The 23,166-nt window shown below is 65.2% G+C and carries 23 protein-coding genes; 16 read left to right on the top strand and 7 right to left on the bottom strand.

The annotated features are described in order from the left end of the window. The first annotated feature begins 28 nt into the window (after nucleotides 1-28). From dnaJ to BI327_RS23455, 7 genes are all read left to right on the top strand, one after another. Nucleotides 29-1,156: a molecular chaperone DnaJ gene (gene dnaJ / locus BI327_RS23485; protein WP_076863444.1), complete on the top strand. Its 1,128-nt coding sequence runs from the start codon at nucleotides 29-31 to the stop codon at nucleotides 1,154-1,156. Between the two features lie 100 nt (nucleotides 1,157-1,256). Then, nucleotides 1,257-1,859: a class I SAM-dependent methyltransferase gene (locus BI327_RS23480; protein ID WP_076863442.1), complete on the top strand. Its 603-nt coding sequence runs from the start codon at nucleotides 1,257-1,259 to the stop codon at nucleotides 1,857-1,859. Between the two features lie 48 nt (nucleotides 1,860-1,907). Beyond that, nucleotides 1,908-2,486, top strand: coding sequence for an NADPH-dependent FMN reductase (locus BI327_RS23475; protein ID WP_076863440.1), 579 nt, complete (start codon nucleotides 1,908-1,910; stop codon nucleotides 2,484-2,486). A 6-nt stretch (nucleotides 2,487-2,492) separates the two neighbouring features. Beyond that, the gene (gene pyrF, locus BI327_RS23470; protein ID WP_076863438.1) at nucleotides 2,493-3,215 is read left to right on the top strand and encodes an orotidine-5'-phosphate decarboxylase; all 723 of its coding nucleotides are present in this window, start codon (nucleotides 2,493-2,495) and stop codon (nucleotides 3,213-3,215) included. 23 nt (nucleotides 3,216-3,238) lie between these two features. Next, nucleotides 3,239-3,535 carry a DUF1330 domain-containing protein gene (locus BI327_RS23465; protein ID WP_076863436.1) on the top strand — a complete coding sequence of 99 codons (297 nt, stop codon included), beginning with the start codon at nucleotides 3,239-3,241 and terminating at the stop codon, nucleotides 3,533-3,535. Nucleotides 3,536-3,599: 64 nt separating this feature from the next. Beyond that, a complete protein-coding gene (dapB, locus tag BI327_RS23460) occupies nucleotides 3,600-4,412 on the top strand; it encodes a 4-hydroxy-tetrahydrodipicolinate reductase (RefSeq protein ID WP_076863435.1) in 813 nt (270 codons plus the stop codon). Between the two features lie 47 nt (nucleotides 4,413-4,459). Then, nucleotides 4,460-5,083 carry a 2,3-bisphosphoglycerate-dependent phosphoglycerate mutase gene (locus BI327_RS23455; RefSeq protein ID WP_076863433.1) on the top strand — a complete coding sequence of 208 codons (624 nt, stop codon included), beginning with the start codon at nucleotides 4,460-4,462 and terminating at the stop codon, nucleotides 5,081-5,083. Nucleotides 5,084-5,262: 179 nt separating this feature from the next. Here BI327_RS23455 and BI327_RS23450 read toward each other — a convergent pair whose 3' ends face one another. Then, nucleotides 5,263-6,159, bottom strand: coding sequence for a methylated-DNA--[protein]-cysteine S-methyltransferase (locus BI327_RS23450; protein WP_076863431.1), 897 nt, complete (start codon nucleotides 6,157-6,159; stop codon nucleotides 5,263-5,265). A gap of 57 nt (nucleotides 6,160-6,216) precedes the next feature. After that, nucleotides 6,217-6,762 (bottom strand): DUF2244 domain-containing protein, encoded by a 546-nt coding sequence (locus BI327_RS23445; RefSeq protein ID WP_076863428.1) that lies wholly within the window; start codon nucleotides 6,760-6,762, stop codon nucleotides 6,217-6,219. A gap of 22 nt (nucleotides 6,763-6,784) precedes the next feature. On the opposite strand from BI327_RS23445, the gene nth reads away from it, so the two are divergent. From nth to BI327_RS23415, 6 genes are all read left to right on the top strand, one after another. Beyond that, nucleotides 6,785-7,570, top strand: coding sequence for an endonuclease III (gene nth, locus BI327_RS23440; protein ID WP_076863426.1), 786 nt, complete (start codon nucleotides 6,785-6,787; stop codon nucleotides 7,568-7,570). A gap of 61 nt (nucleotides 7,571-7,631) precedes the next feature. Further along, nucleotides 7,632-8,783, top strand: coding sequence for an HlyD family secretion protein (locus BI327_RS23435; RefSeq protein WP_394329882.1), 1,152 nt, complete (start codon nucleotides 7,632-7,634; stop codon nucleotides 8,781-8,783). After that, nucleotides 8,770-10,398 (top strand): MFS transporter, encoded by a 1,629-nt coding sequence (locus BI327_RS23430; RefSeq protein WP_076863422.1) that lies wholly within the window; start codon nucleotides 8,770-8,772, stop codon nucleotides 10,396-10,398. The genes BI327_RS23435 and BI327_RS23430 overlap by 14 nt, the downstream gene beginning before the upstream one ends. 131 nt (nucleotides 10,399-10,529) lie before the next feature. Continuing rightward, nucleotides 10,530-11,591: a type III polyketide synthase gene (locus BI327_RS23425; protein ID WP_076863419.1), complete on the top strand. Its 1,062-nt coding sequence runs from the start codon at nucleotides 10,530-10,532 to the stop codon at nucleotides 11,589-11,591. Continuing rightward, nucleotides 11,588-12,100, top strand: coding sequence for an isoprenylcysteine carboxyl methyltransferase family protein (locus BI327_RS23420; protein ID WP_083742206.1), 513 nt, complete (start codon nucleotides 11,588-11,590; stop codon nucleotides 12,098-12,100). Before BI327_RS23425 ends, BI327_RS23420 begins: the two co-directional genes overlap by 4 nt. After that, entirely contained in the window at nucleotides 12,097-13,665 is a 1,569-nt protein-coding gene (locus BI327_RS23415; protein ID WP_167386905.1) for a DHA2 family efflux MFS transporter permease subunit, read from the top strand. The genes BI327_RS23420 and BI327_RS23415 overlap by 4 nt, the downstream gene beginning before the upstream one ends. On the opposite strand, the gene BI327_RS23410 is transcribed toward BI327_RS23415, so the two are convergent. From BI327_RS23410 to BI327_RS23400, 3 genes are all read right to left on the bottom strand, one after another. Further along, on the bottom strand, nucleotides 13,662-14,414 hold the full coding sequence (locus tag BI327_RS23410; protein ID WP_076863418.1) for a sulfate transporter family protein: 753 nt from the start codon (nucleotides 14,412-14,414) through the stop codon (nucleotides 13,662-13,664). The two genes, BI327_RS23415 and BI327_RS23410, sit on opposite strands and share 4 nt — an antisense overlap. 88 nt (nucleotides 14,415-14,502) lie before the next feature. Continuing rightward, nucleotides 14,503-15,915: an MFS transporter gene (locus BI327_RS23405; protein WP_076863416.1), complete on the bottom strand. Its 1,413-nt coding sequence runs from the start codon at nucleotides 15,913-15,915 to the stop codon at nucleotides 14,503-14,505. Nucleotides 15,916-16,123: 208 nt separating this feature from the next. Then, nucleotides 16,124-17,047: a LysR family transcriptional regulator gene (locus tag BI327_RS23400; RefSeq protein ID WP_076863414.1), complete on the bottom strand. Its 924-nt coding sequence runs from the start codon at nucleotides 17,045-17,047 to the stop codon at nucleotides 16,124-16,126. Between the two features lie 170 nt (nucleotides 17,048-17,217). Here BI327_RS23400 and BI327_RS23395 point away from each other — a divergent pair, with 170 nt between their 5' ends. Next, nucleotides 17,218-18,387, top strand: a complete 1,170-nt coding sequence (locus BI327_RS23395) for a CaiB/BaiF CoA transferase family protein (protein WP_076863412.1) — start codon at nucleotides 17,218-17,220, stop codon at nucleotides 18,385-18,387. 7 nt (nucleotides 18,388-18,394) lie between these two features. Beyond that, on the top strand, nucleotides 18,395-19,342 hold the full coding sequence (locus BI327_RS23390) for a hydroxymethylglutaryl-CoA lyase (protein ID WP_076863410.1): 948 nt from the start codon (nucleotides 18,395-18,397) through the stop codon (nucleotides 19,340-19,342). A 44-nt stretch (nucleotides 19,343-19,386) separates the two neighbouring features. On the opposite strand, the gene nikR is transcribed toward BI327_RS23390, so the two are convergent. Next, the gene (gene nikR / locus BI327_RS23385; RefSeq protein WP_076863409.1) at nucleotides 19,387-19,824 is read right to left on the bottom strand and encodes a nickel-responsive transcriptional regulator NikR; all 438 of its coding nucleotides are present in this window, start codon (nucleotides 19,822-19,824) and stop codon (nucleotides 19,387-19,389) included. Nucleotides 19,825-19,965: 141 nt separating this feature from the next. Here nikR and BI327_RS23380 point away from each other — a divergent pair, with 141 nt between their 5' ends. After that, entirely contained in the window at nucleotides 19,966-22,167 is a 2,202-nt protein-coding gene (locus tag BI327_RS23380) for a TonB-dependent receptor domain-containing protein (RefSeq protein WP_394329881.1), read from the top strand. Here the strand turns inward: BI327_RS23380 and BI327_RS23375 are convergent. Continuing rightward, nucleotides 22,164-23,039 (bottom strand): YiiX/YebB-like N1pC/P60 family cysteine hydrolase, encoded by an 876-nt coding sequence (locus BI327_RS23375; RefSeq protein ID WP_245334915.1) that lies wholly within the window; start codon nucleotides 23,037-23,039, stop codon nucleotides 22,164-22,166. The genes BI327_RS23380 and BI327_RS23375 overlap by 4 nt on opposite strands. Nucleotides 23,040-23,166: the final 127 nt, after the last annotated feature.

The following is a 23,166-nucleotide window of genomic DNA, read 5'->3' as shown; positions in this document are numbered from 1 at the left end:
CGCGATGAACTTCGGACGGAATTGAAGGATGTCCACCAAGCGCTGCTATTACGAGACCCTCGAGGTTGAGCGGAACGCGGACGAGACCAAGCTGAAATCGGCTTTCCGCAAGCTCGCGATGAAATGGCATCCGGACAAGAATCCGGGCGACGCCACCAGCGAAGTCCGGTTCAAGGAAATCAACGAGGCCTATGAGGTCTTGAAGGACGGCGACAAGCGCGCCGCCTATGACCGCTTCGGCCATGCCGCCTTCGAGCAGGGCATGGGCGGCGGCGGCCCCGGCTTCGGCGCCGGCTTCGCCTCATCCTTCTCCGACATCTTCGAGGACCTGTTCGGCATGGCCGGGCAGCGCCGCAGCGGCGGCCGCGAACGTGGCGCCGACCTGCGCTACAACATGGAGATCACGCTCGAGGAGGCCTTCCAGGGCAAGACCGCGCAGATCGAGATCCCGGTCTCGGTCACCTGCGAATCCTGCTCCGGCACCGGCGCCAAGGCCGGCACCAAGCCGAAGACCTGTTCGCATTGCGGCGGCGCCGGGCGTATCCGGCAGGCCCAGGGCTTCTTCACGCTGGAGCGCACCTGCCCCGGCTGCCAGGGCCGCGGCCAGATGATCGAGGACGCCTGCACCTCCTGCGCCGGTTCCGGCCGGGTGACGCGCGAGCGTGCGCTGTCGGTCAACATTCCTCCGGGCGTCGAGGACGGCACCCGCATTCGTCTCGCCGGTGAAGGCGAGGCCGGTGTCCGCGGCGGACCGCCCGGCGACCTCTACATCTTCTTGTCGCTGACCACGCACCAGTTCTTCCAGCGCGATGGCGCCGACCTGCATTGCCGCGTGCCGATCTCGATGGTCACCGCAGCACTCGGCGGCGAGTTCGAAGTGCCGACCATCGACAAGGGCAAGACCAAGGTGAAGGTGCCGGCCGGCACCCAATCCAGCCGGCGATTCCGCATCGCATCAAAGGGTATGCCGGTGCTCCGCTCACGTCAGACCGGCGACATGTATGTCCAGGTCGTGGTTGAAACGCCGCAGAATCTGACCAAGAAACAGCAAGAATTGCTGATGGAGTTCGAAAAACTGTCGTCCGGCGCAACCCAGCCGGAGGCAGCGGGTTTCTTCTCTAAGGTCAAGGACTTCTTCGGAAACCGTTCCGTCTAGCCGCAGTCGTTACGCTTGACCGTAACGACTTCGATCTATACGTGTTTGTGAACGTTTTCTGACAACCGCTCGATTGTGCGCGGTCCCGCCTGGTAGCGACATGCCTCTGCAATCGTCCGTGCGTGCGTCGAAGAAGCCCCTCCGTCTCGACGACGAGGTTCGTTTTCTCCGTTCATGGATCGAGAAGCCGCTGCATATGGGCGCGGTGATGCCGTCCGGTCGGCTGCTTGCGCGCACCATGGCGCAATATGTCGATCCCGACGCGGAAGGGCCTGTCGTCGAACTTGGGCCCGGCACCGGGGCGATCACCAACGCGCTGATCGAGCACGGCGTCGATCAGAAGCGTCTCGTCCTGGTTGAATACAATCCCGGCTTCTGCGCGTTGTTGCGCGAACGCTATCCGCAGGCCAAGGTGGTCCAGGGTGACGCCTACCGGCTGCGCGACACGCTGTGGGACGTCATGAAGTCTCCGGCCTCGGCCGTGGTCTCCGGTCTACCGCTGGTCACCAAGCCGATGCTGACCCGCCTGAAGCTGATCCGCGACGCCTTCCTGGCACTCGCGCCCGGCGCGCCCTTCGTCCAGTTCACCTATTCGGTGGCGCCCCCGATTCCGAAGTCGCTGCCGGGCGTGTCCACAGAGGCCTCGGAGCGGATCTGGATGAACCTTCCGCCCGCGCGGGTCTGGGTGTATCGCAAGGGCTGATCGCTCAGCATCGTCGCGCTGGGCGCGTGCCCAACCTGCGATTTCGAAATGTCCGCGTTGAAAATCCTCGTGATCCCGGGATCGCTTCGATCAGGCTCGCTCAATGCGAAGCTGGCCGCCGTGCTGGCGCACGAGCTCGCGCAGCTGGGCGCCGACATCTCCCGCATCTCGCTCGGTGATTTTCCGCTGCCGATCTATGACGGCGACCTGCAGGCCAAATCGGGCGTGCCGCAGCACGCCGTCAACCTGAAGCGGATGATCGGCGGCCATCACGGCGTGCTGATCGTGACGCCGGAGTATAATTCCTCGGTGCCGGCGCTGGTGAAGAACACCATCGACTGGGTGAGCCGCGTGCAGGATCCGCAGGAGACCCGCGGCCAGGTGTTCCGCGAGCGCGTGTTCGCGATCGCTGCGGCATCCGGCAACCGGCTCGGCGGCACCCGCGCGCTGGCGGCGCTGCGGCTGATCCTGTCGGCGTGCCACGCCACCGTGATCCCGAACCAGCTCGCGCTGTCATTCGCCGAGCAGGCCTATGACGATATGGATCGTCTGAAGCACCAGGCCGACATCGACACGATGCGGGCGCTGGTGCGGCAGCTGATCGACCATTCCCAACGCATGATGTGAGGTGACATGCAGCCAGCCCAGATCGCTCCAGGGATCGCGCCAAGAGACCGGTTGATTGTGGCGCTCGATGTGCCGTCGGTCGTGGCGGCCGAGGCGATGATCGACAGGCTCGGCGACAGCGTTACCTTCTACAAGATCGGCTATCAGCTCGGTTATGCCGGTGGTCTCGTGTTGGCGAAGCAGCTGGCAGGCCGCGGCAAGAAGGTCTTTCTCGATCTCAAGCTGCACGACATCGGCAACACGGTCGCGCGCGGGGTCGAAAGCGTCGCCGGTCTCGGCGCGACCTTTCTCACCGTGCACGCCTATCCGCAGACCATGAAGGCGGCGGTCGAGGCGCGCGCAGGCTCCGGCCTGAAGATCCTCGCGGTGACGGTGCTGACCTCCTACGACGACGCCGACCTGCACGCGGCGGGCTATCGCCTCAACGTCTCCGATCTCGTCGAGGCCCGCGCCAGGCAGGCCCAGGCGCTCGGTGTCGACGGCCTCGTCAGCTCGCCCGAGGAAGCCGCCGCCCTGCGCACAATCGTCGGCGATCAGATCAGCCTGGTGACGCCGGGCATCCGCCCCGCGGGCTCGGCGACCGGCGACCAGAAGCGGATCATGACGCCGGCCCGTGCCATTGCCGCCGGCGCTGACTATCTGGTGGTCGGGCGCCCGGTGATGGAAGCCGCGGATCCGAAGGCCGCGGCCGAAGCCATTCACGCTGAGATCGCCCAGGCGCTCGCCTGAACCAACAACAAGGGAGAACAGAGATGGCGAAGGGATACTGGATTGGACGCGTCGACGTTCATAACGATGAGGGTTACAAGCCCTATATGGCGGCCAATCCGGCCATCTTCCAGAAATTCGGCGGCAAGTTCATCGTCCGCGGCGGCAGGTTCGCCAGCGTGGAAGGCCAGAGCCGCTCGCGCAACGTGGTGATCGAATTCCCGGACTATGAGACCGCGCTCGCCTGCTACAACTCGCCCGAATACCAGGCCAACATCAAGGTCCGGCAGCCGCACTCGATCGCCGACCTGATCATCATCGAGGGGCACGCCAGCCCGTAGCCGGGGCCGCCGGTTCGGTTGCCGGAACAGCCTTTGCTCGCTATATCGCGTGCAGAGGTGAGCCATGGCTGACATGCGTCTGATTGTTGCGGGAGCTGGCGGCCGGATGGGCCGCACGCTGGTGCGGGTGATTTCCGAAACCCCGGGGGCGGTGCTGGTCGGCGCGCTGGAAGCGCCGGGCTCGGAACTGCTCGGCAAGGATGCCGGCGTGCTCGCCGGCCTTCCCGCCAATGACGTCAAGCTGTCGGCCGATCTGTGGTCGATGTCGGCGGGTGCCGACGGCATCCTGGATTTCACCGTGCCGGCCGCGACCATCGCCAATGTCGCGATCGCCGCCGAGCGCGGCCTCGTTCATGTCATCGGCACCACCGGCCTGTCGCAGTCCGACGATGCGGTGATCAAGAGCGTCACCAACCGCGCCATCGTGGTGAAGTCGGGCAATATGAGCCTCGGCGTCAATCTGCTCGCCGCGCTGGTCAAGCGCGTCGCGCAATCGCTCGACCAGAGCTTCGACATCGAGATTCTCGAGCTGCATCACAAGTCCAAGATCGACGCGCCGTCGGGCACCGCCCTGATGCTCGGCGAAGCCGCCGCGGCCGGCCGCAAGATCGCGCTTGACCAGCATTCGGCACGCGGCCGCGATGGCCTGACCGGCGCGCGGCGTGCCGGCGATATCGGCTTCGCCTCGTTGCGCGGCGGCACCGCGGCCGGCGATCACAGCGTGATCTTTGCCGGTCCCTCGGAGCGCATCACGCTGTCGCATCATGCCGAGGATCGCGCGCTGTTCGCGCAGGGCGCGCTGAAGGCGGCGCTGTGGGCGCACGGCAAGAAGCCCGGCATGTATTCGATGGCCGACGTTCTCGGGTTGAGCGACTGAGTCCGCTCGACGAAATCAAATCCAGCTAAGCGAAAACGGAATCAGAAATGAGTGATCGTCTTCTTGTGCTCGTTCGTCACGGTCAGAGCGAATGGAATCTGAAGAACCTCTTCACCGGGTGGAAGGACCCTGATCTCACCGAACAGGGTGTCGCCGAGGCCAAGGATGCCGGCCGCAAGCTGAAGGCGCAGGATCTGTCGTTCGATGTCGCCTTCACCTCCGATCTCACCCGTGCGCAGCACACGCTGACGCTGATGCTGGAGCAGATCGGCCAGACCGGCTTGCCGACCACGAAGAATCTCGCGCTCAATGAACGCGACTATGGCGATCTCTCGGGTCTCAACAAGGACGACGCCCGCAAGAAGTGGGGCGAGGATCAGGTCCTGATCTGGCGCCGTTCCTACGACGTGCCGCCGCCCGGCGGCGAAAGCCTGAAGGATACGCTGGCGCGTACGCTGCCCTATTACGTGCAGGAGATCCTGCCCGGCGTGCTGCGCGGCCAGCGCACATTGGTCGCCGCCCACGGCAACTCGCTGCGCGCGCTGATCATGGTGCTGGAGAAGCTCTCGCCCGAGCAGATCCTCAAGCGCGAGCTCGCGACCGGCGCGCCGGTGGTCTACCGGCTCAACGCCGATTCCACCGTGGCCTCGAAGGTCGATCTGGCCGGGTAGCTGAAGCGGTCAATATCACCGTCCCGTCATCCTGAGGTGCGAGCCTTGCGGCGCAATTGCGCCGCTGGGCGAGCCTCGAAGGATGCACGGCCCCGCTCGTGGCCGTCGACCCTTCGAGGCTCGCTTGCGCGAGCACCTCAGGATGACGGTGAGAGACCGGACGCTTTGTCCGCGCGCGCTCAGTGCAACCCGACCTGACCGGCTTCCCAGCCCAGCATCGCCTGCTTGCGGGTGACGCCCCAGTGATAGCCGGTCAGTGCGCCGCTCTTGCCGAGTGCGCGATGGCAGGGCACCACGAACGACACCGGGTTGCGGCCGACCGCGGCGCCGACGGCGCGTGACGCCTTCGGGTTGTTGATGTTGCAGGCGATGTCCGAATAGCTCACTGCGCGGCCCATCGGGATCTTGAGCAACGTCTCCCACACCCGCACCTCGAAGTCGGTGCCGATCAGGACGACGCGCAGCGGCTGGTCCGCTCGCCACAGCCGCGTATCGAACACGCGCTGCGCCAGGGCGGTGGTGCCGTCGGTGTCCTCGACATAAATCGCGTTCGGCCAGCGCCGCTTCATGTCGGCGAATGCGGTCTGCTCGTCGCCGGGGTCGGCGAAGGCAAGCCCCGCCAGCCCGCGGTCGGTTGCGATCACGATCGCGGTGCCGAACGGCGAGGGGTGGAAGCCGTAGCGCAGCGTCATGCCGCCGCCACCAGTCTTCCATTCGCCTGGTGACATCGCCTCGTGCGTGACGAACAAATCGTGCAGCCGTCCCGGCCCCGAGAGGCCGGAGTCGAGTGCCGCGTCGAGCACGCTGGCCGAATCGCGCAGCAGGTTCTTGGCGTGATCGAGCGTCAGCGCCTGCATGAAGGCCTTCGGCGTCAGCCCGGCCCAGCGGCGGAACAGGTGGTGCAGCTCATCCGGCGTCACGGCGGCGGCATCGGCCATCGCTTCGATGGTCGGCTGCGTACGCCAATGTTCCGAGATGAACGCGATGGCGCGCCGCACTGAATCATAGTCGCGCAGGGCGGCGCTCTGGAGGCCCGGCTTGGCCAGGCGCTGATCATGTATGGCGAGTGTCATCATGGTGTCTGATTTAGGAGCCATGGCGCGTCCAAACCACCCGATTTCTGACAAGCTCGACTAGGTGATGGGATTGTAAGTGGGTCCGCGTTTCGCGGCATTCAACGCAGCCGTCAATGCTTTGGAAAAGCTTGCCTTTTCGTCCGGACCCAGGAAACTGCCGACGCTGACCCGGCGGCCCCGGGACACCAGGTAAAGCCGCTCGATGCCGAACTCCTCATGCGAGATCTGCTCGAACCGCACCCAGAGCGGATTGAGCACCCATTCGACCACATGGCCGCGATGGCTGATCCTGCGCACCCGCAGTTCCGACGGCGTCACGGTGATCTCCTCACTCGCCTTGGCGGTGCGGAAATTGACCTTGAACGCCCAGTAGATCACCAGCACGTCGAGGCCGAAGAAGCCGAAGATCGGCCAGGCGCCCAGCCACCAGAACACCGCGCCGGCGATGAAGCTGATCACGGTGACGAACGACATCAGCACGATGAAGCCGGTGCGGTTCAGCGAGCGATGCGGCGTCAGCAGCGCCGAGAACAGTTTCGGCTCGGCCTCGGGGCCGGTCGCCTCGGCGTCGTTCGCGGGATCAAAGTCGTTGCCTGCGGTCATGACGTGTCAGTATATCCCGTTCATGGCCAAAATCATCCGCTCTCAACGCGCCAGCACGCCAAGCGTTCGGTCGCCGCCGAAGAAGAAAGCCGCCAAAGCGGCAAAGCCGCTGTCCAAACGCGCGGCAAACAAGCCGCCCGCAAAGGCCGCCAAGAAAACGACAAAGCCCAAGCCATGGACGGCCGCGGAGGTCTACGAGGTCTTCGACCGGTTCCGCAAGGCCAATCCCGAGCCGAGGGGCGAGCTCGAGCATCTCAACCCCTACACGCTGCTGGTTGCGGTGGTGCTGTCGGCGCAGGCAACCGACGCCGGCGTCAACAAGGCGACACGAGCGCTGTTCGCCGTCGCCGACACGCCGGAGAAGATGCTTGCGCTCGGCGAAGACAGTGTGCGCGACTACATCAAGACCATCGGGCTCTATCGCAACAAGGCGAAGAACGTCATCGCTCTGTCTGAGAAGCTGATCGCCGAATTCGGCAGCGAGGTGCCGCGTACCCGCACTGAGATCGAGTCGTTGCCCGGCGCCGGCCGCAAGACCGCGAACGTCGTGCTCAACATGGCGTTCGGCGAACACACGATGGCGGTCGACACCCATGTGTTTCGCGTCGGCAACCGCACCGGGCTCGCACCCGGCAAGACGCCGCTCGAGGTCGAGCTGGGATTGGAGAAGGTGATCTCGACGGAATTCATGCTGCACGCCCATCACTGGCTGATCCTGCACGGCCGCTACACCTGCCTCGCCCGCGGGCCACGTTGTGAAGTATGTCTGATCAATGATCTCTGCCGGTGGCCGGAGAAGACTGTCTGAAGCATGATCGTCATCGTGTGCTAGTAGAGCGTCTTCGGTAGCGCGCCTGAGGGAGTGTAGTGTGGCAGAGCAGGTTCAAGACGGTCCGTCACCCGCCACTCAGACCGCGCCTGGCCCGGCGGCAGCCCCGGTCGCGCCGAAATCTGCGACGAAGGGCTTCTGGCGCCGTTTCGCTATTCCGCTGTTTGCGGTGCTCGTCGCGCTCGCCTTCGTCGTGGTGGCAACCAGCCGCTGGAACGCGTGGGTCGGCGCCGCCACGATCCAGACCACCGATGATGCCTATGTGCGCGCCGAGTTGACCCAGCTCTCCAGCCGCGTCTCGGGCGAAGTGCTGACGGTCGCCGTCTCCGATTTCCAGCGCGTCAAGGCCGGCGATCTGCTGGTGCAGATCGATCCTGCCGACTACCAGGCGCAGGTCGCACAGGCCGAGGCCGGCGTGGTCGGCGCGCAGGCCGCGCTCGACAACCTCAACAACCAGGTCGAGCTGCAATATGCGACCATCGCGCAGGCCGAGGCTTCGCGGCTATCCGCCGAGTCGCAGCAGACCCTGGCGCGCCAGGAGGAGGAGCGCCAGCACTCGTTGTCGCAAACCGATGCCGGCACATTGCAGCGGCTCGAACAGGCCACGGCGGCTTACGCCAAGGCGCAGGCCGACGTGCAGGCCAGCCGCGCGGTGATCGCAGCGCAACGCCATCAGCTCGAGGTCCTGCAAGGCACCAAGAAGCAGCGCGCCGCCGATCTCGATGCCGCCAAGGCGCTGCTGGCGTCGGCCAGGCTCAAGCTCGGCTACACCAAGATCGTCGCGCCGTTCGACGGCGTCACTGGCGAGCGCCAGGTGCAGCCGGGCGACTATGTCAACATCGGCACCAATCTGATCAATGTCGTGCCGCTGCCGAACGTCTATGTGATCGCCAACTACAAGGAGACCCAGCTGACCAACGTCAAGCCGGGTCAGCCGGTCGAGGTCACCGTGGATACGTTCTCCGGCCGGAGGCTGCGCGGCACAGTCGAGCGCATCGCGCCGGCCAGCGGGTCGCAATTCGCGCTGCTGCCGCCCGACAACGCCACCGGCAATTTCACCAAGGTGGTGCAGCGCATCCCGGTGCGCATCCAGTTCGACAAGGGCCAGCCGTTGCTCGAGCGCCTGCTGCCGGGCATGTCGGTCGTGACGCGGATCAACACCGGCGAGGCGGCCGCCAATGGCGGAAAGTGACGACCGACACAGCGGTCCGGTCTCGCGCGGCGACGTCGCGCGCTATCCGTTCTTCGCTGTTGTCGCCGTATTGCTCGGCGCGTTCCTGGCGAATTTCGACAGCCGCCTGACCACGGTCGGCCTGCCCGACCTGCGCGGCGCGTTCTCGCTCACCTTCGACGAGGGCGCCTGGCTCTCGACCGCCGCGATCGGCTCGCAGATCTTCATCGCGCCCGCGGTGGCCTGGCTCGCCACCGCGTTCGGCCTGCGGCGCGTGCTCGGAATTCCGAGCCTGGTCTATGCCGTGGTCTCGCTGACCATTCCGTTCGTGCGCGACTACACGACGCTGATCGCGCTCAGCATCGCGCATGGCATGCTGCTCGGCACCTTCGTGCCGGCAACGCTGATGATCATCCTGCGCAATCTGCCGATCCGATGGTGGGTGCCGGCGATCGCGATGTATTCGATCCGCGTCGGCTTCGCGCTGGACTCGTCGAGCTCGCTGGTCGGCTTTTATGTCGAGCACCTCGGCTGGCAGTGGCTGTATTGGCAGGGCGTGGTGATCGCGCCGCTGATGGGCTTGATGGTGTATCTCGGCACGCCGAACGAGCCGGTCAATCGCGACCTGCTGCACCATGCCGATTGGGGCGGCATGCTGCTGCTCGGCGCCGGCGTCGCGATGGTCTATGCCGGGCTCGACCAGGGCAACCGGCTCGATTGGCTGTCGTCAGGAACCGTGATGGCGCTGCTGATCGCGGGCGGCGCGTTGATCGTCGCCTTCATGATCAACGAGATGGTCGCGCCGCGGCCCTGGGCGCATTTCAACGTGCTGTTCTCGCGCAATATTGGGCTCTCGCTGATCGTCATCCTCTTGTACACGCTGACCAGCCTGTCGAACTCGTCGCTGGTGCCGAATTTCCTCGGCTCTGTCGGCGCGCTGCGTCCGGAACAGTCCGGCGTGCTGTTGTTCACCTATGGCGCGCTGCCGATGTTCGTGCTGGTGCCGATCTCGATCCTGCTGCTCCGTCATTTTGATCCGCGCATCGTCGTGGTGCTCGGCTTCTCGGCATTCGCGGCGGCCAATCTCTGGGGCACGCAGCTGAGCCATGTCTGGGCGCGCGAGGATTTTGTCGGCATCGTGCTGCTCACGTCGGTCGGGCAGGCGCTGACGCTGCTGCCGATCATCATCATGGCGCTGTCGAACTCCGATCCGTCGCGGGCGACCGCGTTCGCGGCCTATATCCAGATCATGCGGCTCGGCGGCGCCGAGATCGGCATCGCACTGATGGGGACGTGGCTGCGGGTTCGCGAGCAGATCCATTCGAACTATCTCGGACAGCACGTCCAGAATGGCGATATCGACGTCGTGAACCTGTTGAAGCGGCTGGCGGGTGAGTTTTCCGGCCACGGTGTGGGGGCGGCGACAGGGCGTGCCGTCGGCACGCTCGCGGCGCTGGTGCAGCGCGAAGCCAACACGCTCGCCTATATTGACGGCTTCTGGCTGTGCTTCTGGTTCGCGATCCTGGCGCTGGTCCTGGTCGCCCTCATCACGCGCGCGCCGCAGGGTCCGCTGTCACCGGTGCCGCTCGGCTTCGTGAAGAACATGCTGCGCAAGTCGGACGCCACCGCTTCTTGATTGGCCAACGGCGCCGCGCGGATAGCGCGCCGGGGGTCAATTTATAGTGAAGGCGGCGCCGCCTCTATCTCTCGGCGTCTGAAATATTTTGCACGTCGCGTGGTTCCACAAGCGGGGGAACTGGAGCCACGATGATTGAGACCAAGCAGACGGCCGCACTTGTTTCCCTGTCGACGGCGGTTCCACCGCATCTGTTCCACCAAGGACAAGTCCTGCAGGCCGCGCGTAACCTGCTCGCCGAGCGCTACCCCGAATTCGAGACGCTCTCCAGCCTGTTCGCCAATACCGGCATTCAGCATCGCTATGGCGTGAAGCCGATCGAATGGTATCTCGAACGGCGCGGTTGGCCGGAGCGGACGCAGGCCTTCCTCGAAGGCGCGGAGGCGCTGTTCGTCGACGCTGCCCGCAAGGCGATCGCGCGAGCCGACCTGACCGGCAACGACATCGATATCGTGGTCACGGTGTGCTCGACGGGGATCGCTACGCCGACGCTGGAGGCGCGCGTCGCCGGCAAGCTTGGCCTGCGGACCGATGTGTCGCGCGTGCCGGTGTTCGGTCTCGGCTGCGCGGGCGGCGTGTCGGGCCTGTCGATCGCCTCGCGGCTGGCGGAAGCGCGGCCCGGCGCGAACGTGCTGCTGGTTGCGCTCGAACTCTGCACGCTCGCGGTCCGCCACGACGAGCTGACCAAGGCGAACATCGTTGCCGCCAGCCTGTTCGGCGATGGCGCCGCCGCGATCGTGCTGCGCGCCGGTGATGGCGGTGCGACGCGGATCGAGGCGGCGGGCGAAAAGCTCTGGCCGGATACGCTCGACATCATGGGCTGGACAGTCGATCCGGAGGGATTCGGCGTCGTGTTTCAGCGCACCATTCCGGATTTCGTCCGCGACCGTCTCGGGCCGGCTGTTGCCGAAATCCTGGCGCGGATGCAGCTTGAGGCCGATGATATCGATCGCTTCCTCTGCCATCCCGGCGGCGCCAAGGTCATCGCCGCGCTGGAGCGGGCGCTTGCGCTCGATCAGGGCACGCTCGATCACGAGCGCGATGTCATCGCGGCCTGCGGCAACATGTCGGCGCCCACGGTTCTCTTTGTGCTCGAACGCGCTCGCGCAAAGGGATTGCCGCCACGCTCGCTGCTCACGGCGCTCGGACCCGGATTCACGCTCAGCTGTGTTGCGCTCAGGCATGCGGCGTGAGCATCGCGTCGGTCATCCTTGCGCTGGTCACGCTGCAGCGTCTCGGCGAGCTCGTACTGTCACGCCGCAACACGGCGCGGCTGCTAGCGTGTGGCGCAATCGAGGTCGGCGCCGGTCACTACAAGCTCATCGTGCTGGTTCACGCCGGCTGGCTGATCGCGTTGTGGATCTGGGGCCGTAACCAGGACGTCAATCTGACGATCCTGGCGGCGTTTGCGTCGCTGCAAGTCTTGCGGCTGTGGGTCCTCACCGCGCTCGGGCCGCGATGGACCACGCGCATCATCGTATTGCCGGGCGTGCCGCTGGTCGCGTCCGGGCCTTATCGATTCTTCCCGCATCCAAACTATGCCGTCGTCGTCGGTGAAATCGCGCTGCTTCCGCTCGCACTGCATCTGCCGCTGTTGGCGCTGGTCTTCACGGTGCTCAATCTCGCGGTGCTTGCGGTCCGAATCCGCGCCGAGGGCCGTGCCCTCTCGATTTCCGACTGGCCGCGTAGCAGCACGCCATGAGCGCCCGGGCGGATCACCCAACCGACAGCCCATCGGTTGTGACCTGGGCGGGCTTCCTCCTGATGTGCCTCGGCATGTTCATGGCGATCCTCGACATCCAGGTGGTCGCGACCTCGTTGCCGACGATCCAGCGTGCGCTTGCGATCTCGCCGTCCACGATGAGCTGGATCCAGACCGCCTATCTGATCGCCGAGGTGATCGCGATCCCGCTGACCGGACTGCTCACGCACGTGCTGTCGCTGCGATGGTTGTTCGCGATCGCCGTCAGCCTGTTCACTGTCGCGTCGATCGGCTGCGCCGTCAGCGGCGGCTTTGCCTTGCTGCTGGTGTTTCGCGTGCTGCAGGGATTTTCCGTCGGCGTCCTGATCCCTGCGGTGTTCTCCGCCGTGTTCATGTTATTCCCGGTCCGTCTTCATGCGGTAGCCACCACGATCGCCGGCGTCGTCGCGGTGCTTGCACCGACCGTTGGACCCGTCGTCGGCGGCTGGATCACGCAAACCTGGTCGTGGCCGTGGCTGTTCCTGATCAATGTGATTCCCGGGGCGATTGCCGCCTCGGTCACACCGTTGCTGCTTCCGAAGGAAGAGGTGCATTTCCGCGCGGTGATCAGGCTGGACAAGGGATCGCTGGTCTTGCTCGCAGCGGTGCTCGCAAGCTTCATGATCGGCCTGAAGGAAGCGCCGCAACGTGGCTGGGTCTCGATGCTGTGCCTCAGCTTGCTGATTGGAAGCGTCGCCGGGATGGCACTGTTGATCCGGCGTACACTTGGTGCTGCGTATCCGATTGCGCGATTGACTCTGTTCCGGCGGCGTTCGTTCGCGATCGGTTGTGCCCTGAGCTTTTGCCTCGGCGTCGGCCTGTACGGATCGACCTACCTGATGCCGGTGTTCCTCGGCTTCGTCCGCCGCCATGATGCCTTCGAGATCGGCACCATCGTGCTGGTCACCGGAATTGCGCAGCTCGTCGCCGCGCCGCTTGCGGCCGTCCTTGAAAGCCGCATCGGCGCCCGGTTGTTGACCGGCGCGGGCTTCGCCTTGTTCGCACTCGGTCTCGGCTTGAGCGCCTTTCAGCCCCGCACCGCTGATTTCGGCGAGATGCTATGGCCGCAGGTCGTCCGTGGTGTCGCGATCATGTTCTGTCTGCTGCCGCCGACGCGCATCGCGCTGGGCGCGCTGCCGGAGGCGGAGATTGCCGACGCCAGCGGACTGTTCAACCTGATGCGCAATCTGGGTGGCGCGATCGGGATCGCCCTGATCGACACGATCCTCTACGGCCGAAGCCCGATCTATGGTGAGGATTTCCGTGCGCGGCTGCTGGCAGGCGATGTCAGCGCGGCGCAGGCGATCGGGCTCGATCCGATGTTGCTGATCAACCGTCCGCCGGGTCCGCCCGACGAGGCGACGGTGGCGTTCATCCGGCCGCTGGTCGAGCGGGCGTCGCTTGCACTCAGCGTCAACGAGGCATGGGCGATGCTTGCCTGCGTGGCAATCGTCGGGCTGCTGCTGGTGCCCTTTGCGCGCGATCGGACGCCTGCATCGGTGCCGGCGCCGCGGGATGCGAGCTAGATCGAGGAGACGTTGCTTCGCCGCGCCGGCTCAATCAGCTCGCGCCGCGGGCCGGACAGCCGCTTGTACATGTGAACCATGAAGGCCATGCCGAACAGCGGCGTCGCCAGATTGACGATCGGGATCGAGACGAAGGCTGCGATGAACAGGCCCGCGGTGAACACCGTCGCCGCATTCTCCTTGCGCATCGCCTTGGCGTCAGCAGGCGAGCGGAATCGCATCGCCGCGAGCTCGAAATACTCGCGGCCGAGCAGCCAGGCGGTCGCGATGAAGAAGATGATGAAGCCCGCGCCCGCGAACAGCACGAACGGCAGCGCGACCAGATAGACCAGGATCGTCAGCAACGCGGTCTTGACGCCCTCGATCGTCGCCAGCGTGACCGGCAGCGCCACGCCGGGATGATCGGCCGGATAGTGCTCGCGCTCGACATGGTCGGCGACGTCGTCGACGAACAGGCTCGCCACCAGCGAGGTGATCGCGGGCATCAGGAAGATGCCGCCGAGCACGACGCCGAGGCCCGCCGAGATCGAGATGATCCAGGACAGCACGTGCAGCGTGGAATGGAAGTTGGGGCCGAGCATGCCTTCGGCCCAGACCTCGCCGGTGTCGGCAAACCAGCTCAGCAGCCGCTGCAACCCGATTGCCAGTACGGTGATCAACACCAGCGCAAGCCCGATCGAGCGCCACAGGATGGTGCGCATCGGCGGCGACAGGATTTGCGAAAGCGCCTTGACGGCGGCGTCGAACATGACCGGGTTACCTCTGCAAATTGACGAGCGAGAGGTAGCCACCCAATATGGCTTCGGCAAGTGCCGTTTGTGTCGCGTTGAGAGCGTTTCAGGCGTCGAGCGGCTTGCCGCGGACCAGAGGTCCCCAGACACCGATCGCAACGATCACGATGACCATCGCCGCGGTGATCAGGCCGAACACCCCGCTGACGCCGGCCTCCTTCAACATGAACGCCACGATGAAGCCGGAGAAGGTCGCGCTGAGCCGGCTCATCGAGTAGACCAGCCCCGCCGCGCGGGCCCGGATCGCGGTCGGGAACACCTCGGTCTGATAGGCGTGATAGGCGTAGGACAGCGTCATGTTGGCGCCGGTCACCAGCACGCCGCTGGCAATCAGCAACACCGGCTCAGTGAGTTGCGCGAAGGCGAGGCCGAACACCGCGATCGCGGCGGCCGCGCCGCAGATGATCCATTTGCGCTCGAAGCGGTCGGCGAAGGTTGAAGCCAACAGCGGCGCCAGCGGATAGGCGAACGCGATGATGAAGGAATATTGCAGGCTCTTGGTGACGTTGATGCCCTTCTCGACCAGCAGCGCCGGAACCCAGTTGGAGAAGCCGTAGACACCGAACGCCTGGCAGAGATTGAAAATCATGAACAGCACGACCAGCGAAGCGTAGGGCGGCCGGAACAGGTCTGCGTAACCGGTCTCGGCCCGCGCGCGCGCCGTCGTCGGCACGGCCACGGGTGCGGGGCGCGATGCCGTCGTGCCCGAGGCAGCCTCGAGCGTCCGCATGATCTTTTCGGCCTCGGCGGCGCGGCCATGGCGGGCGAGCCAGAGCGGGCTTTCCGGCACGTACAGCCGCAGCACCCAGATGATCATGCTGGCGGCTGCGCCGATCAGCACCACCCAGCGCCAGCCGTCGATGCCGTGAGGCGAGAGCGGCACGAGCCACCACGACAGCGCGGCGACAATCGGCACCGCCGACAGCATCACCGCCTGGTTGATCGCAAAGGCCCGGCCGCGCATCCAGCTCGGCACCAGCTCGGTGATGTAGGCGTCGATGGTGATGACCTCGATGCCGATCCCGATTCCGGCGATGAAGCGCCACAGCAAGAGGCCGCCCGGGGTGGTCTGGCACGCCATGACGACGGATGCCGCGCTGTAGAACAGCAGCGACCAGGTGAAGACCGCCTTGCGCCCGTAGCGATCGGCGAGGAAGCCGAGGCAGAAGGTGCCGATGAAAAGGCCGGCGAAGGTCGCCGCGACGAAGGCGCCGATGCCGGAGAAGCCGAAGAAGGCCTGCGTCGTCGTGGTCATCAGCCCGCTGCGGGCGAGCCCCGGGGCGATATAGCCGGTGAAGAACAGATCGTAGATTTCGAAGCAGCCGCCGAGCGAGAGCAGGATCACCAGCCGCCAGACATAGGCGGACGTCGGCAGCGCCTCGAGCCGCCGCGAGATCTGGTCCGGTCCGCTGGTCGTGTTGGTGAGATCGGCAACCGGGCCGAGTTCGACGGCGCTCATGATGGTCCTCCCCGTGTGGTCCAGCGGCCGCCTTTCTTGCGAAGGCGTGCCCGTCGCCCATGTTTGGCAGCCGGAAGCCAGAAATCCAGACGAACATATCGAAGAGATCGTTCGATATTTTCGATGGGACTATCCAAGACGCGCTTTCTTGACGCGAACCGGCGTCCACCCCGCATCGCGTGCGGGACAGGCTTCGCTTGAAAGCGCTTCAGATGAGAAGCGTGGCCTCCCAGGCGCCGCGGCCGACCTGGTCTGCGATCAGGGCGCGGATCAGGCGGCACATCTCCTCCATGACATACGTCATCGGGCGGTTGCGCAGGCGGCAGAGATAGAGCGTGCGGGTCAGTTTTGGTTCGATGACCTCGCGCGCGACCAATAGCCGTGCCTTCAACGGCTCGCTGACGAAATGCGTCGTCGCGATCGTGCAGCCGAGGCCCGCGGTCAGCGCGCCGATCATGCCGCTGGTCGAGTTGAGATGCATGATGGCGTTGGCCTCGAGCCGCTTCAGCAGCACGGGATCATCCAGCAATGCGCGCGCCGACAGTCCGTAGCGCAACAGGATCAGCGGCAGCCGCGTCACTTCCTCGAAGGCGATCGGCGCCTTCTTGCCGATCAGCTTCTCGGTGCCGACGCAGAACATCTGCTCCTCCAGCACCGGCTCGGCGACCAGGTCCTTCTCCGAGGGCGGGTTGTAGACCAGCGCGAGGTCGACATCGGAGCTCAGCAGATGCAGCAGCGTCGCGCCGGAGAGACTCTCGGTCAGCGACAGCTTCAGGTTCGGATATTTGGTCAGCACGGTCCGCATCAGCGGCACGCCGATCGCCTTCATCCCGGAATTGGCCATGCCGATCGAGATGTCGCCGGCGATCTCGCTGCCGCCTTCCTTGATCTCGCGCTCGGCCGCCGCCATCGCGCGCAGGATGATGCGGGCATGCTCGTAGAGCCGCTCGCCGGCGGCGGTCGGTTCCATGCCGCGTGGCTTGCGCTCGAACAGCGGCGTGGCGAATTCCGCTTCGAGATTGGCGATGTGGTGGCTCAGCGCGGATTGCGCGACGTTGGCCTGATCCGCCGCCCGCGACAGGTTGCGCTGTTCGTAAACTGCGATGAAATAGCGAAGCTGGCGCGAATCCATGAGGGTTCAGCGTTCTAGAACGACGAATGCACTATTCGACAGATTATATTTTTCAGATAGCGTGCGGAAGCCTAACCTGCGCCTATTACAAAGCGTTTTCGAGCCAACTGGGTAGCGGTTCGCATGATGAAAACGCGTCAGAACAAGAGCGCACGAGCACGGAGAAACCGATGACCGGGAGCGGACTGCCGCTGGAGGGCGTGAGGGTCGTCGAGATGACCCACATGGTGATGGGGCCGACCTGCGGCATGATCCTGGCGCAACTCGGCGCCGAGGTAATCAAGGTCGAACCTCCGGCGGGCGACAAGACCCGCTCGCTCGGCGGCATGGGCGTCTCGTTCTTCCCGCTGTTCAACCGCGGCAAGCGCAGCATCGTGCTCGATTTCGCCAAGGCCGAGGACCGCGACACGATGCACAGGCTGCTCACCGGCGCCGACGTGTTCCTGGAGAATTTCCGCGACGGCCAGCTCGACAAGCAGGGGCTAGGGCCCGAGGAGCTACGCCAAAAATATCCGCATCTGATCATCGCCGGCCACAAGGGCTTTCTCTCCGGTCCCTACGATCATCGCCCGGCGCTCGACGAGGTCGTGCAGATGATGTCGGGGCTCGCCGCGATGACCGGCACCAGCGAGAAGCCGCAGCGCGTCGGCTCGTCCGCCAACGACATCATGGGCGGCATGTTCGGGGTGATCTCGATCCTCGCCGCGCTCTATCAGAAGCGTGGCGGCAAGGCTGATGGCGCCGACATCCGCATCGGCCTGTTCGAGAATTGCCTGTTCCTGGTTGCCCAGCACATGGTCGAGTACGAGATGACCGGACGCAAGCCGCGCTCGATGCCGGAACGCGAGCACGCCTGGCCGATCTACGACATCTTCGACGCCGCCGGCGGCGATCGCATCTTCATCGGCGTCGTCACCGAAGGCCATTGGCAGAGTTTTTGCCGCGAGTTCGGCTTGCAGGAATTCGCCGACGATCCGACGCTGCGCTCGACCACGGATCGCATCATGGCGCGCGACCGGATCATTCCGCGCGTCGCCGAGGTGATCAAGGGCTGGAACGTCGCCGATCTTTCGACGAGGCTCGACGCGCTCAACATCTGCTTCTCGCCGATCAACCGGCCGGAGGATTTGTTGCAGGACCCGCATGTGCTGCGTCCCGGCGGTCTCGTCAACAATTTGAACGCCGACGGCAAGCCGTTCCGCGTTCCTGCGCTGCCGGTCGAATGGAACGGCCGCAATATCGGCGAAGGCCTGAAAGTGCCGGTGCTCGGCGCCGATACCGAGGCGGTCCGCGCCGAGCTCGCACAACAAAAGATTTCATCAACCGGAAACGCTGCGTGAGGCTGACATGACCCGCGTCCACGATATCTATCCCAACGACAGAGTGAGTCTGCGCGAGGTCGGTCTGCGCGACGGCCTGCAGCTCGTGAAGACATTTCCGTCGACCGCGGCGAAACAGCGCTGGGTGCGCGATGAATATGCCGCCGGCGTCCGGCATTTCGAGGTCGGCTCGTTCCTGCCGGCCAAGACTTTTCCGCAATTCGTCGATGTTCGCGACGTGGTTGCCACCATCGCCGCGCTGCCCGGCGCGCATGGCGTCGCTCTGGCGCTGAACGAGCGCGGCGTCAACGAGGCGCTGGCCTCCGGTGTCGCCGAGATCGCTTCGGTGGTGTCCGCGACCGAGGAGCACAGCCAGGCCAATGCCAACCGCTCGCGTGAATCCGCGATCGAGAACATCAAGCGCCTTTGTGAATTGCGCGATGCCAGCGCGCACAAGCCGCTGGTCAATGCCGCGATCTCGATGGGGCTGGGCTGCTCGATCGTGGGCGCGGTCGATCCGAAGGAGGTGCTGCGCCTCACCGAGAAGCTCTACGAGGTCGGCGTCGACATGGTCGCGATCGCCGATACCGTCGGCTATGCCGGGCCGAAGGCGGTCGGCGAGCTGACGCGCGGCGCGGTGAAGATCGCGGGCTCCAAGCCGGTCTGCGTCCACCTGCACGACACCCGCGGCATGGGCATTGCCAATGCCTCCGCCGCGCTTGATGAAGGCGCCCGCGTGCTCGACGGCTCGCTCGGCGGCCTCGGCGGCTGCCCGTTCGCGCCGGGCGCGACCGGCAATGTCGTATTCGAGGACCTCGTCTTTCTGTGCGAGAGCAAGGGATTTCCGACCGGCATCGATCTCGATCGCCTGGTCGAGGTGCGCGCGATCCTGAAATCCGAGATGCCGAACGAACAGCTCTATGGCGGCCTCGCCCGTGCCGGTCTGCCGCGCGGCAGCAAGGCAAAGGCGGCGTAGCCGGTCTTCTCCCGCCCCGCTCTTGCGGGGAGAGGTAAGCGTCCTCAATCGTGCCGATGCCCCCGCTTCCGCGACTTCTTGTCCGCGGCGGTCGGGATCATCACGACGCGGCCGTAGCGCACGCCGCGTTCGGCGATGATGTGATCGGCGAGATGGCGGACCTCGCCGCTCGCGCCCTTCAGCGCCGTCACCTCCATGCAGCTGTCGTCGTCGAGATGGACATGCAGCGTCGCCAGCGACAGATCGTGATGGCCGTGGAAATTCTGCACCAGCCGTTTCGACAGGTCGCGCGCGGCATGATCGTAGACATAGACCAGCGCCGCGACGCATTGCCCTGACGGCGCTTCCTCCGCGCTCTGCTGCAAGCCGGCGCGCGCGAGATCGCGGATGATCTCGGAGCGGTTCTGATAACCGCGCGCCTCGGCGGCGGCGTCGATCTCCGCGAGCAGGTCATCCTCGATGGTGATGGTGATGCGTTGCATGGATTATCCGTGTTGCTGAACGCGAGTATGATATTTCTATTGTAACGTCATACCGCGCTTGCTAGCGTGCGCTGGCCGGGGTTGGTTGGACTGGTGCGGTCGTCGCGTGACTGTAACAGGTATCATGCGGGGGCATGGGCGTTGCGTCGTAGTGCATGGCGGATATTTCCCGCCGCCGCATCCATTGCCGCATTCGTGCCGGTCGCTGAAGCGCAGACCGTCGCCGCCACACCGGGGCAGTTGCCGCCGGTGACGGTAACGTCGCCCGATCAGGCGCCGCCGAAGCGTGCCAAGCCCTCCCGGCCGCACCATGTCACCGGCGGCGGCCGCAAGCCCGCAGCGCCGCAGCCGAGCCAAGCTAGTTCCGCGAGCAACGGAATCACCAGCGGTTCCGCGACCGTGGCTGCCTCCAATCTGCAACCGACCGGCGCCAGCGCGCGGCAGATCAGCGGCGACGAAGTGAACGCACGACCGGTCTCGCGCGTCGGCGAAGTGCTGGAGGTAGTGCCGGGGCTGATCGTCACCCAGCATTCCGGCGAGGGTAAAGCCAATCAGTATTTCCTGCGCGGGTTCAATCTCGACCACGGCACCGATCTCGCCATCACCGTGGACGGCATGCCCGTCAACATGCCGACCCATGGCCACGGCCAGGGTTATGCCGACATCAACTTCCTGATTCCGGAGCTGATCCAGTCGATGGATGTCCGCAAGGGACCCTACTATGCGGACAAGGGCGATTTCGCTTCGGCCGGCGCGGTCGACATCAATTATCTGAACGGGCTGCCGAAGAATATCGCCGAGCTGACCGCCGGCAGCTTCGGCTATCAGCGCGCGATGGCCGCGGGCTCGAGCAGGGCCGGTGAGGGGACGCTGCTCGCTGCCTTCGAGGCCAACAAATACAACGGCCCGTGGGACGTGCCCGACGACATCCGCAAGCTGAACGGCGTGCTGCGCTACAGCCAGGGCACCGCGACCGACGGCTTCTCGCTGACCGCGACGGCCTATTCCAACGGCTGGAATTCGACCGACCAGCTCGCGCAGCGCGCCATCGATCAGGGCCTGATCGGCCGCTACGGCTCGCTCAATCCGACCGACGGCGGCACCTCCAGCCGCTTCAGCCTGTCCGGCAACTGGGCGCAGTCCAGCGACTACGGGCAGACCAAGCTCAATGCCTATGTGATCCGCTCCTCGCTGCAGCTCTACAACGACTTCACCTATTTCCTCGACGACCCCGTCAACGGCGACCAGTTCAACCAGACCGACCGGCGCACCGTGTACGGCTTCGATGCCAGCCACGCCGCCGATATCCGCATCGCCGGCATCGATACCCAGACGCGCGTGGGCGTGCAGACCCGCTACGACGACATCAATGTCGGCCTGTTCAAGACCGCGCAGCGCGAGATCCTGTCCACCGTGCGCAACGACCAGGTGCAGGAGGGCAGCGTCGCGCTGTGGGCCGATAGCACCGCGCGCTGGACCAACTGGCTGCGCACCACGGTCGGCCTCCGCGAGGACTATTTCGCCGGCCATGTGCTGAGCGACACGCCACAGAATTCCGGCAATGCACAGGCCGCGATGACGAGCCCGAAGGCCGGCATCGTGCTCGGTCCCTGGTCCAGGACCGAGTTCTACGGCAATGCCGGCCTCGGCCTGCACTCCAACGATATCCGCGGTGCGACGATCACGGTCGATCCCAACGACAAGGTGACGCCGCTCGAGCGCGTGCCGCTTCTGGTGCGCTCGAAGGGCGCCGAGCTCGGCATCCGCACCAAGGCGATCGACGGCCTCACCTCGTCGCTGTCCGTGTTCGTCCTCGACTTCGATTCCGAGCTGCTGTTCGTCGGCGATGCCGGCACCACCGAGCCGAGCCGGCCGAGCCGGCGCGTCGGCGTCGAGTGGACCAACCAGTACAAGCTGCTGCCGTGGATGAGCCTCGATTTCGATCTCGCCTACACGCGCGCGCGCTTCACCGATGATGATCCGGTCGGCAATTTCATTCCGGGGGCACCGGCCTGGGTCGCCAGCGGTGGCATCACCTTCGGGCGCGACAGCGGCTGGTTCGGCAGCCTGCGTGCCCGCTACTTCGGCCCGCGTCCGCTGATCGAGGACGACAGCGTCCGCTCGCAATCGTCGTTCATCGTCAACGCCCGCGCCGGCTACAAATTCGACAACGGGATGCGGCTGCAGCTCGACGTCCTCAATCTCTTCAACGCCCAGACCAACCAGATCGAATACTACTATCTGTCGCGGCTGCCGGGCGAACCGATCGACGGTGTCGCCGACCGCCATGTGCATCCTGCCGAGCCGCTCGCCGTCCGGCTGACACTGGCGGCGACGTTCTAGACTCTCGCGGTCTCTGCCACCGTCACTTCCGCAGCCGGAAGCGCCGTCTCTTCGTCAATCGTTTCAGGAACAAGCGGCGGCGATTCTGGAAACACACCGAATTCGCCCGCTACCTCCTGGAGCGGCTTCTGCTTGTCGGCCCAGTGCAGGGCCGTGTAGTCGAAACCGTGCACGATGGTGGGTTTGATGACTTCGAAATAGGGCGAGATGTCGAAGTCGCGCGGCATGTAGAGCGAGGAATCGCGGATATGCAGGATCTCGCGGCGCGCCTTGCGGCTGGCGGCGCGCGTGATCTTGGGCAGGATCGGATAGCGCACGGCGTCGAACGCCTGCGCGATCAGCGCCGAGCAGATGATCTTGGTCGGATCGCCGGAACCGAACGCGATCATGCGGCGGCGCCAGCGCTGCGGAATCGGCAGCGGGAACAGATAGCGCGCGAGATCGACGATGTTCTTGGTGTCGTAGCCGAAGCCGATGCGGTTGATGGCGTAGCGGCACACCGTGGTGCGGTCCTCGAACGACAGTCCGACCGGACGGCAGAGGCGAGTGTGATAGGCCAGGTATTTCGACAGCGGCGCGGAGGTCACGCCTTCACCGATATTGGCCTCGATCAGCACATGCTGTTCGCCGTCGGGCTCGAACGCGCCGTCGATCGGCCCGACAAACAGCGCGGCGTGCGACCAGGTCGATTGCGTGAGGTATTTGATGATGCCGGAAATGCGGTTGTTGCCTTCGACCAGCAGCACATCGCCGGGCTGCATGATGCCCCGCAACTGGTCCGGGTCGCTCGGCGTGAACGGCTCGTAACCGGGGACTTCCTTCGACAGGTACCCCGCGAGCCATTTACCGACGGTATCGAGCATTACGCCCATGGATTCCCCCCAGCGGTTCTACGACCGCTTCGTTTGACTTAATCATGGTCGCAAGCCGTTGCAATTTAGTTCATGCCATCGGCGGATCAATCATGATTGATTTACCATGAGTGTTGCTGCGGTCGGT

The sequence above is a fragment of the Bradyrhizobium mercantei genome (genome assembly GCF_001982635.1).
In the GTDB taxonomy this organism is placed as follows: domain Bacteria; phylum Pseudomonadota; class Alphaproteobacteria; order Rhizobiales; family Xanthobacteraceae; genus Bradyrhizobium; species Bradyrhizobium mercantei.
The sequence above is the reverse complement of the archived record's forward strand: the minus strand, read 5'-3'. Positions and strand labels throughout refer to the sequence as shown.

Bases quoted from the DNA above. Each gene is read 5' to 3' on its own strand.
- dnaJ (WP_076863444.1), top strand. From the start codon at position 29: ATGTCCACCAAGCGCTGCTATTACGAGACCCTCGAGGTTGAGCGGAAC.
- BI327_RS23480 (WP_076863442.1), top strand. From the start codon at position 1,257: ATGCCTCTGCAATCGTCCGTGCGTGCGTCGAAGAAGCCCCTCCGTCTC.
- BI327_RS23475 (WP_076863440.1), top strand. From the start codon at position 1,908: ATGTCCGCGTTGAAAATCCTCGTGATCCCGGGATCGCTTCGATCAGGC.
- pyrF (WP_076863438.1), top strand. From the start codon at position 2,493: ATGCAGCCAGCCCAGATCGCTCCAGGGATCGCGCCAAGAGACCGGTTG.
- BI327_RS23465 (WP_076863436.1), top strand. From the start codon at position 3,239: ATGGCGAAGGGATACTGGATTGGACGCGTCGACGTTCATAACGATGAG.
- dapB (WP_076863435.1), top strand. From the start codon at position 3,600: ATGGCTGACATGCGTCTGATTGTTGCGGGAGCTGGCGGCCGGATGGGC.
- BI327_RS23455 (WP_076863433.1), top strand. From the start codon at position 4,460: ATGAGTGATCGTCTTCTTGTGCTCGTTCGTCACGGTCAGAGCGAATGG.
- BI327_RS23450 (WP_076863431.1), bottom strand. From the start codon at position 6,159: ATGATGACACTCGCCATACATGATCAGCGCCTGGCCAAGCCGGGCCTC.
- BI327_RS23445 (WP_076863428.1), bottom strand. From the start codon at position 6,762: ATGACCGCAGGCAACGACTTTGATCCCGCGAACGACGCCGAGGCGACC.
- nth (WP_076863426.1), top strand. From the start codon at position 6,785: ATGGCCAAAATCATCCGCTCTCAACGCGCCAGCACGCCAAGCGTTCGG.
- BI327_RS23430 (WP_076863422.1), top strand. From the start codon at position 8,770: ATGGCGGAAAGTGACGACCGACACAGCGGTCCGGTCTCGCGCGGCGAC.
- BI327_RS23425 (WP_076863419.1), top strand. From the start codon at position 10,530: ATGATTGAGACCAAGCAGACGGCCGCACTTGTTTCCCTGTCGACGGCG.
- BI327_RS23415 (WP_167386905.1), top strand. From the start codon at position 12,097: ATGAGCGCCCGGGCGGATCACCCAACCGACAGCCCATCGGTTGTGACC.
- BI327_RS23410 (WP_076863418.1), bottom strand. From the start codon at position 14,414: ATGTTCGACGCCGCCGTCAAGGCGCTTTCGCAAATCCTGTCGCCGCCG.
- BI327_RS23405 (WP_076863416.1), bottom strand. From the start codon at position 15,915: ATGAGCGCCGTCGAACTCGGCCCGGTTGCCGATCTCACCAACACGACC.
- BI327_RS23400 (WP_076863414.1), bottom strand. From the start codon at position 17,047: ATGGATTCGCGCCAGCTTCGCTATTTCATCGCAGTTTACGAACAGCGC.
- BI327_RS23395 (WP_076863412.1), top strand. From the start codon at position 17,218: ATGACCGGGAGCGGACTGCCGCTGGAGGGCGTGAGGGTCGTCGAGATG.
- BI327_RS23390 (WP_076863410.1), top strand. From the start codon at position 18,395: ATGACCCGCGTCCACGATATCTATCCCAACGACAGAGTGAGTCTGCGC.
- nikR (WP_076863409.1), bottom strand. From the start codon at position 19,824: ATGCAACGCATCACCATCACCATCGAGGATGACCTGCTCGCGGAGATC.
- BI327_RS23375 (WP_245334915.1), bottom strand. From the start codon at position 23,039: ATGGGCGTAATGCTCGATACCGTCGGTAAATGGCTCGCGGGGTACCTG.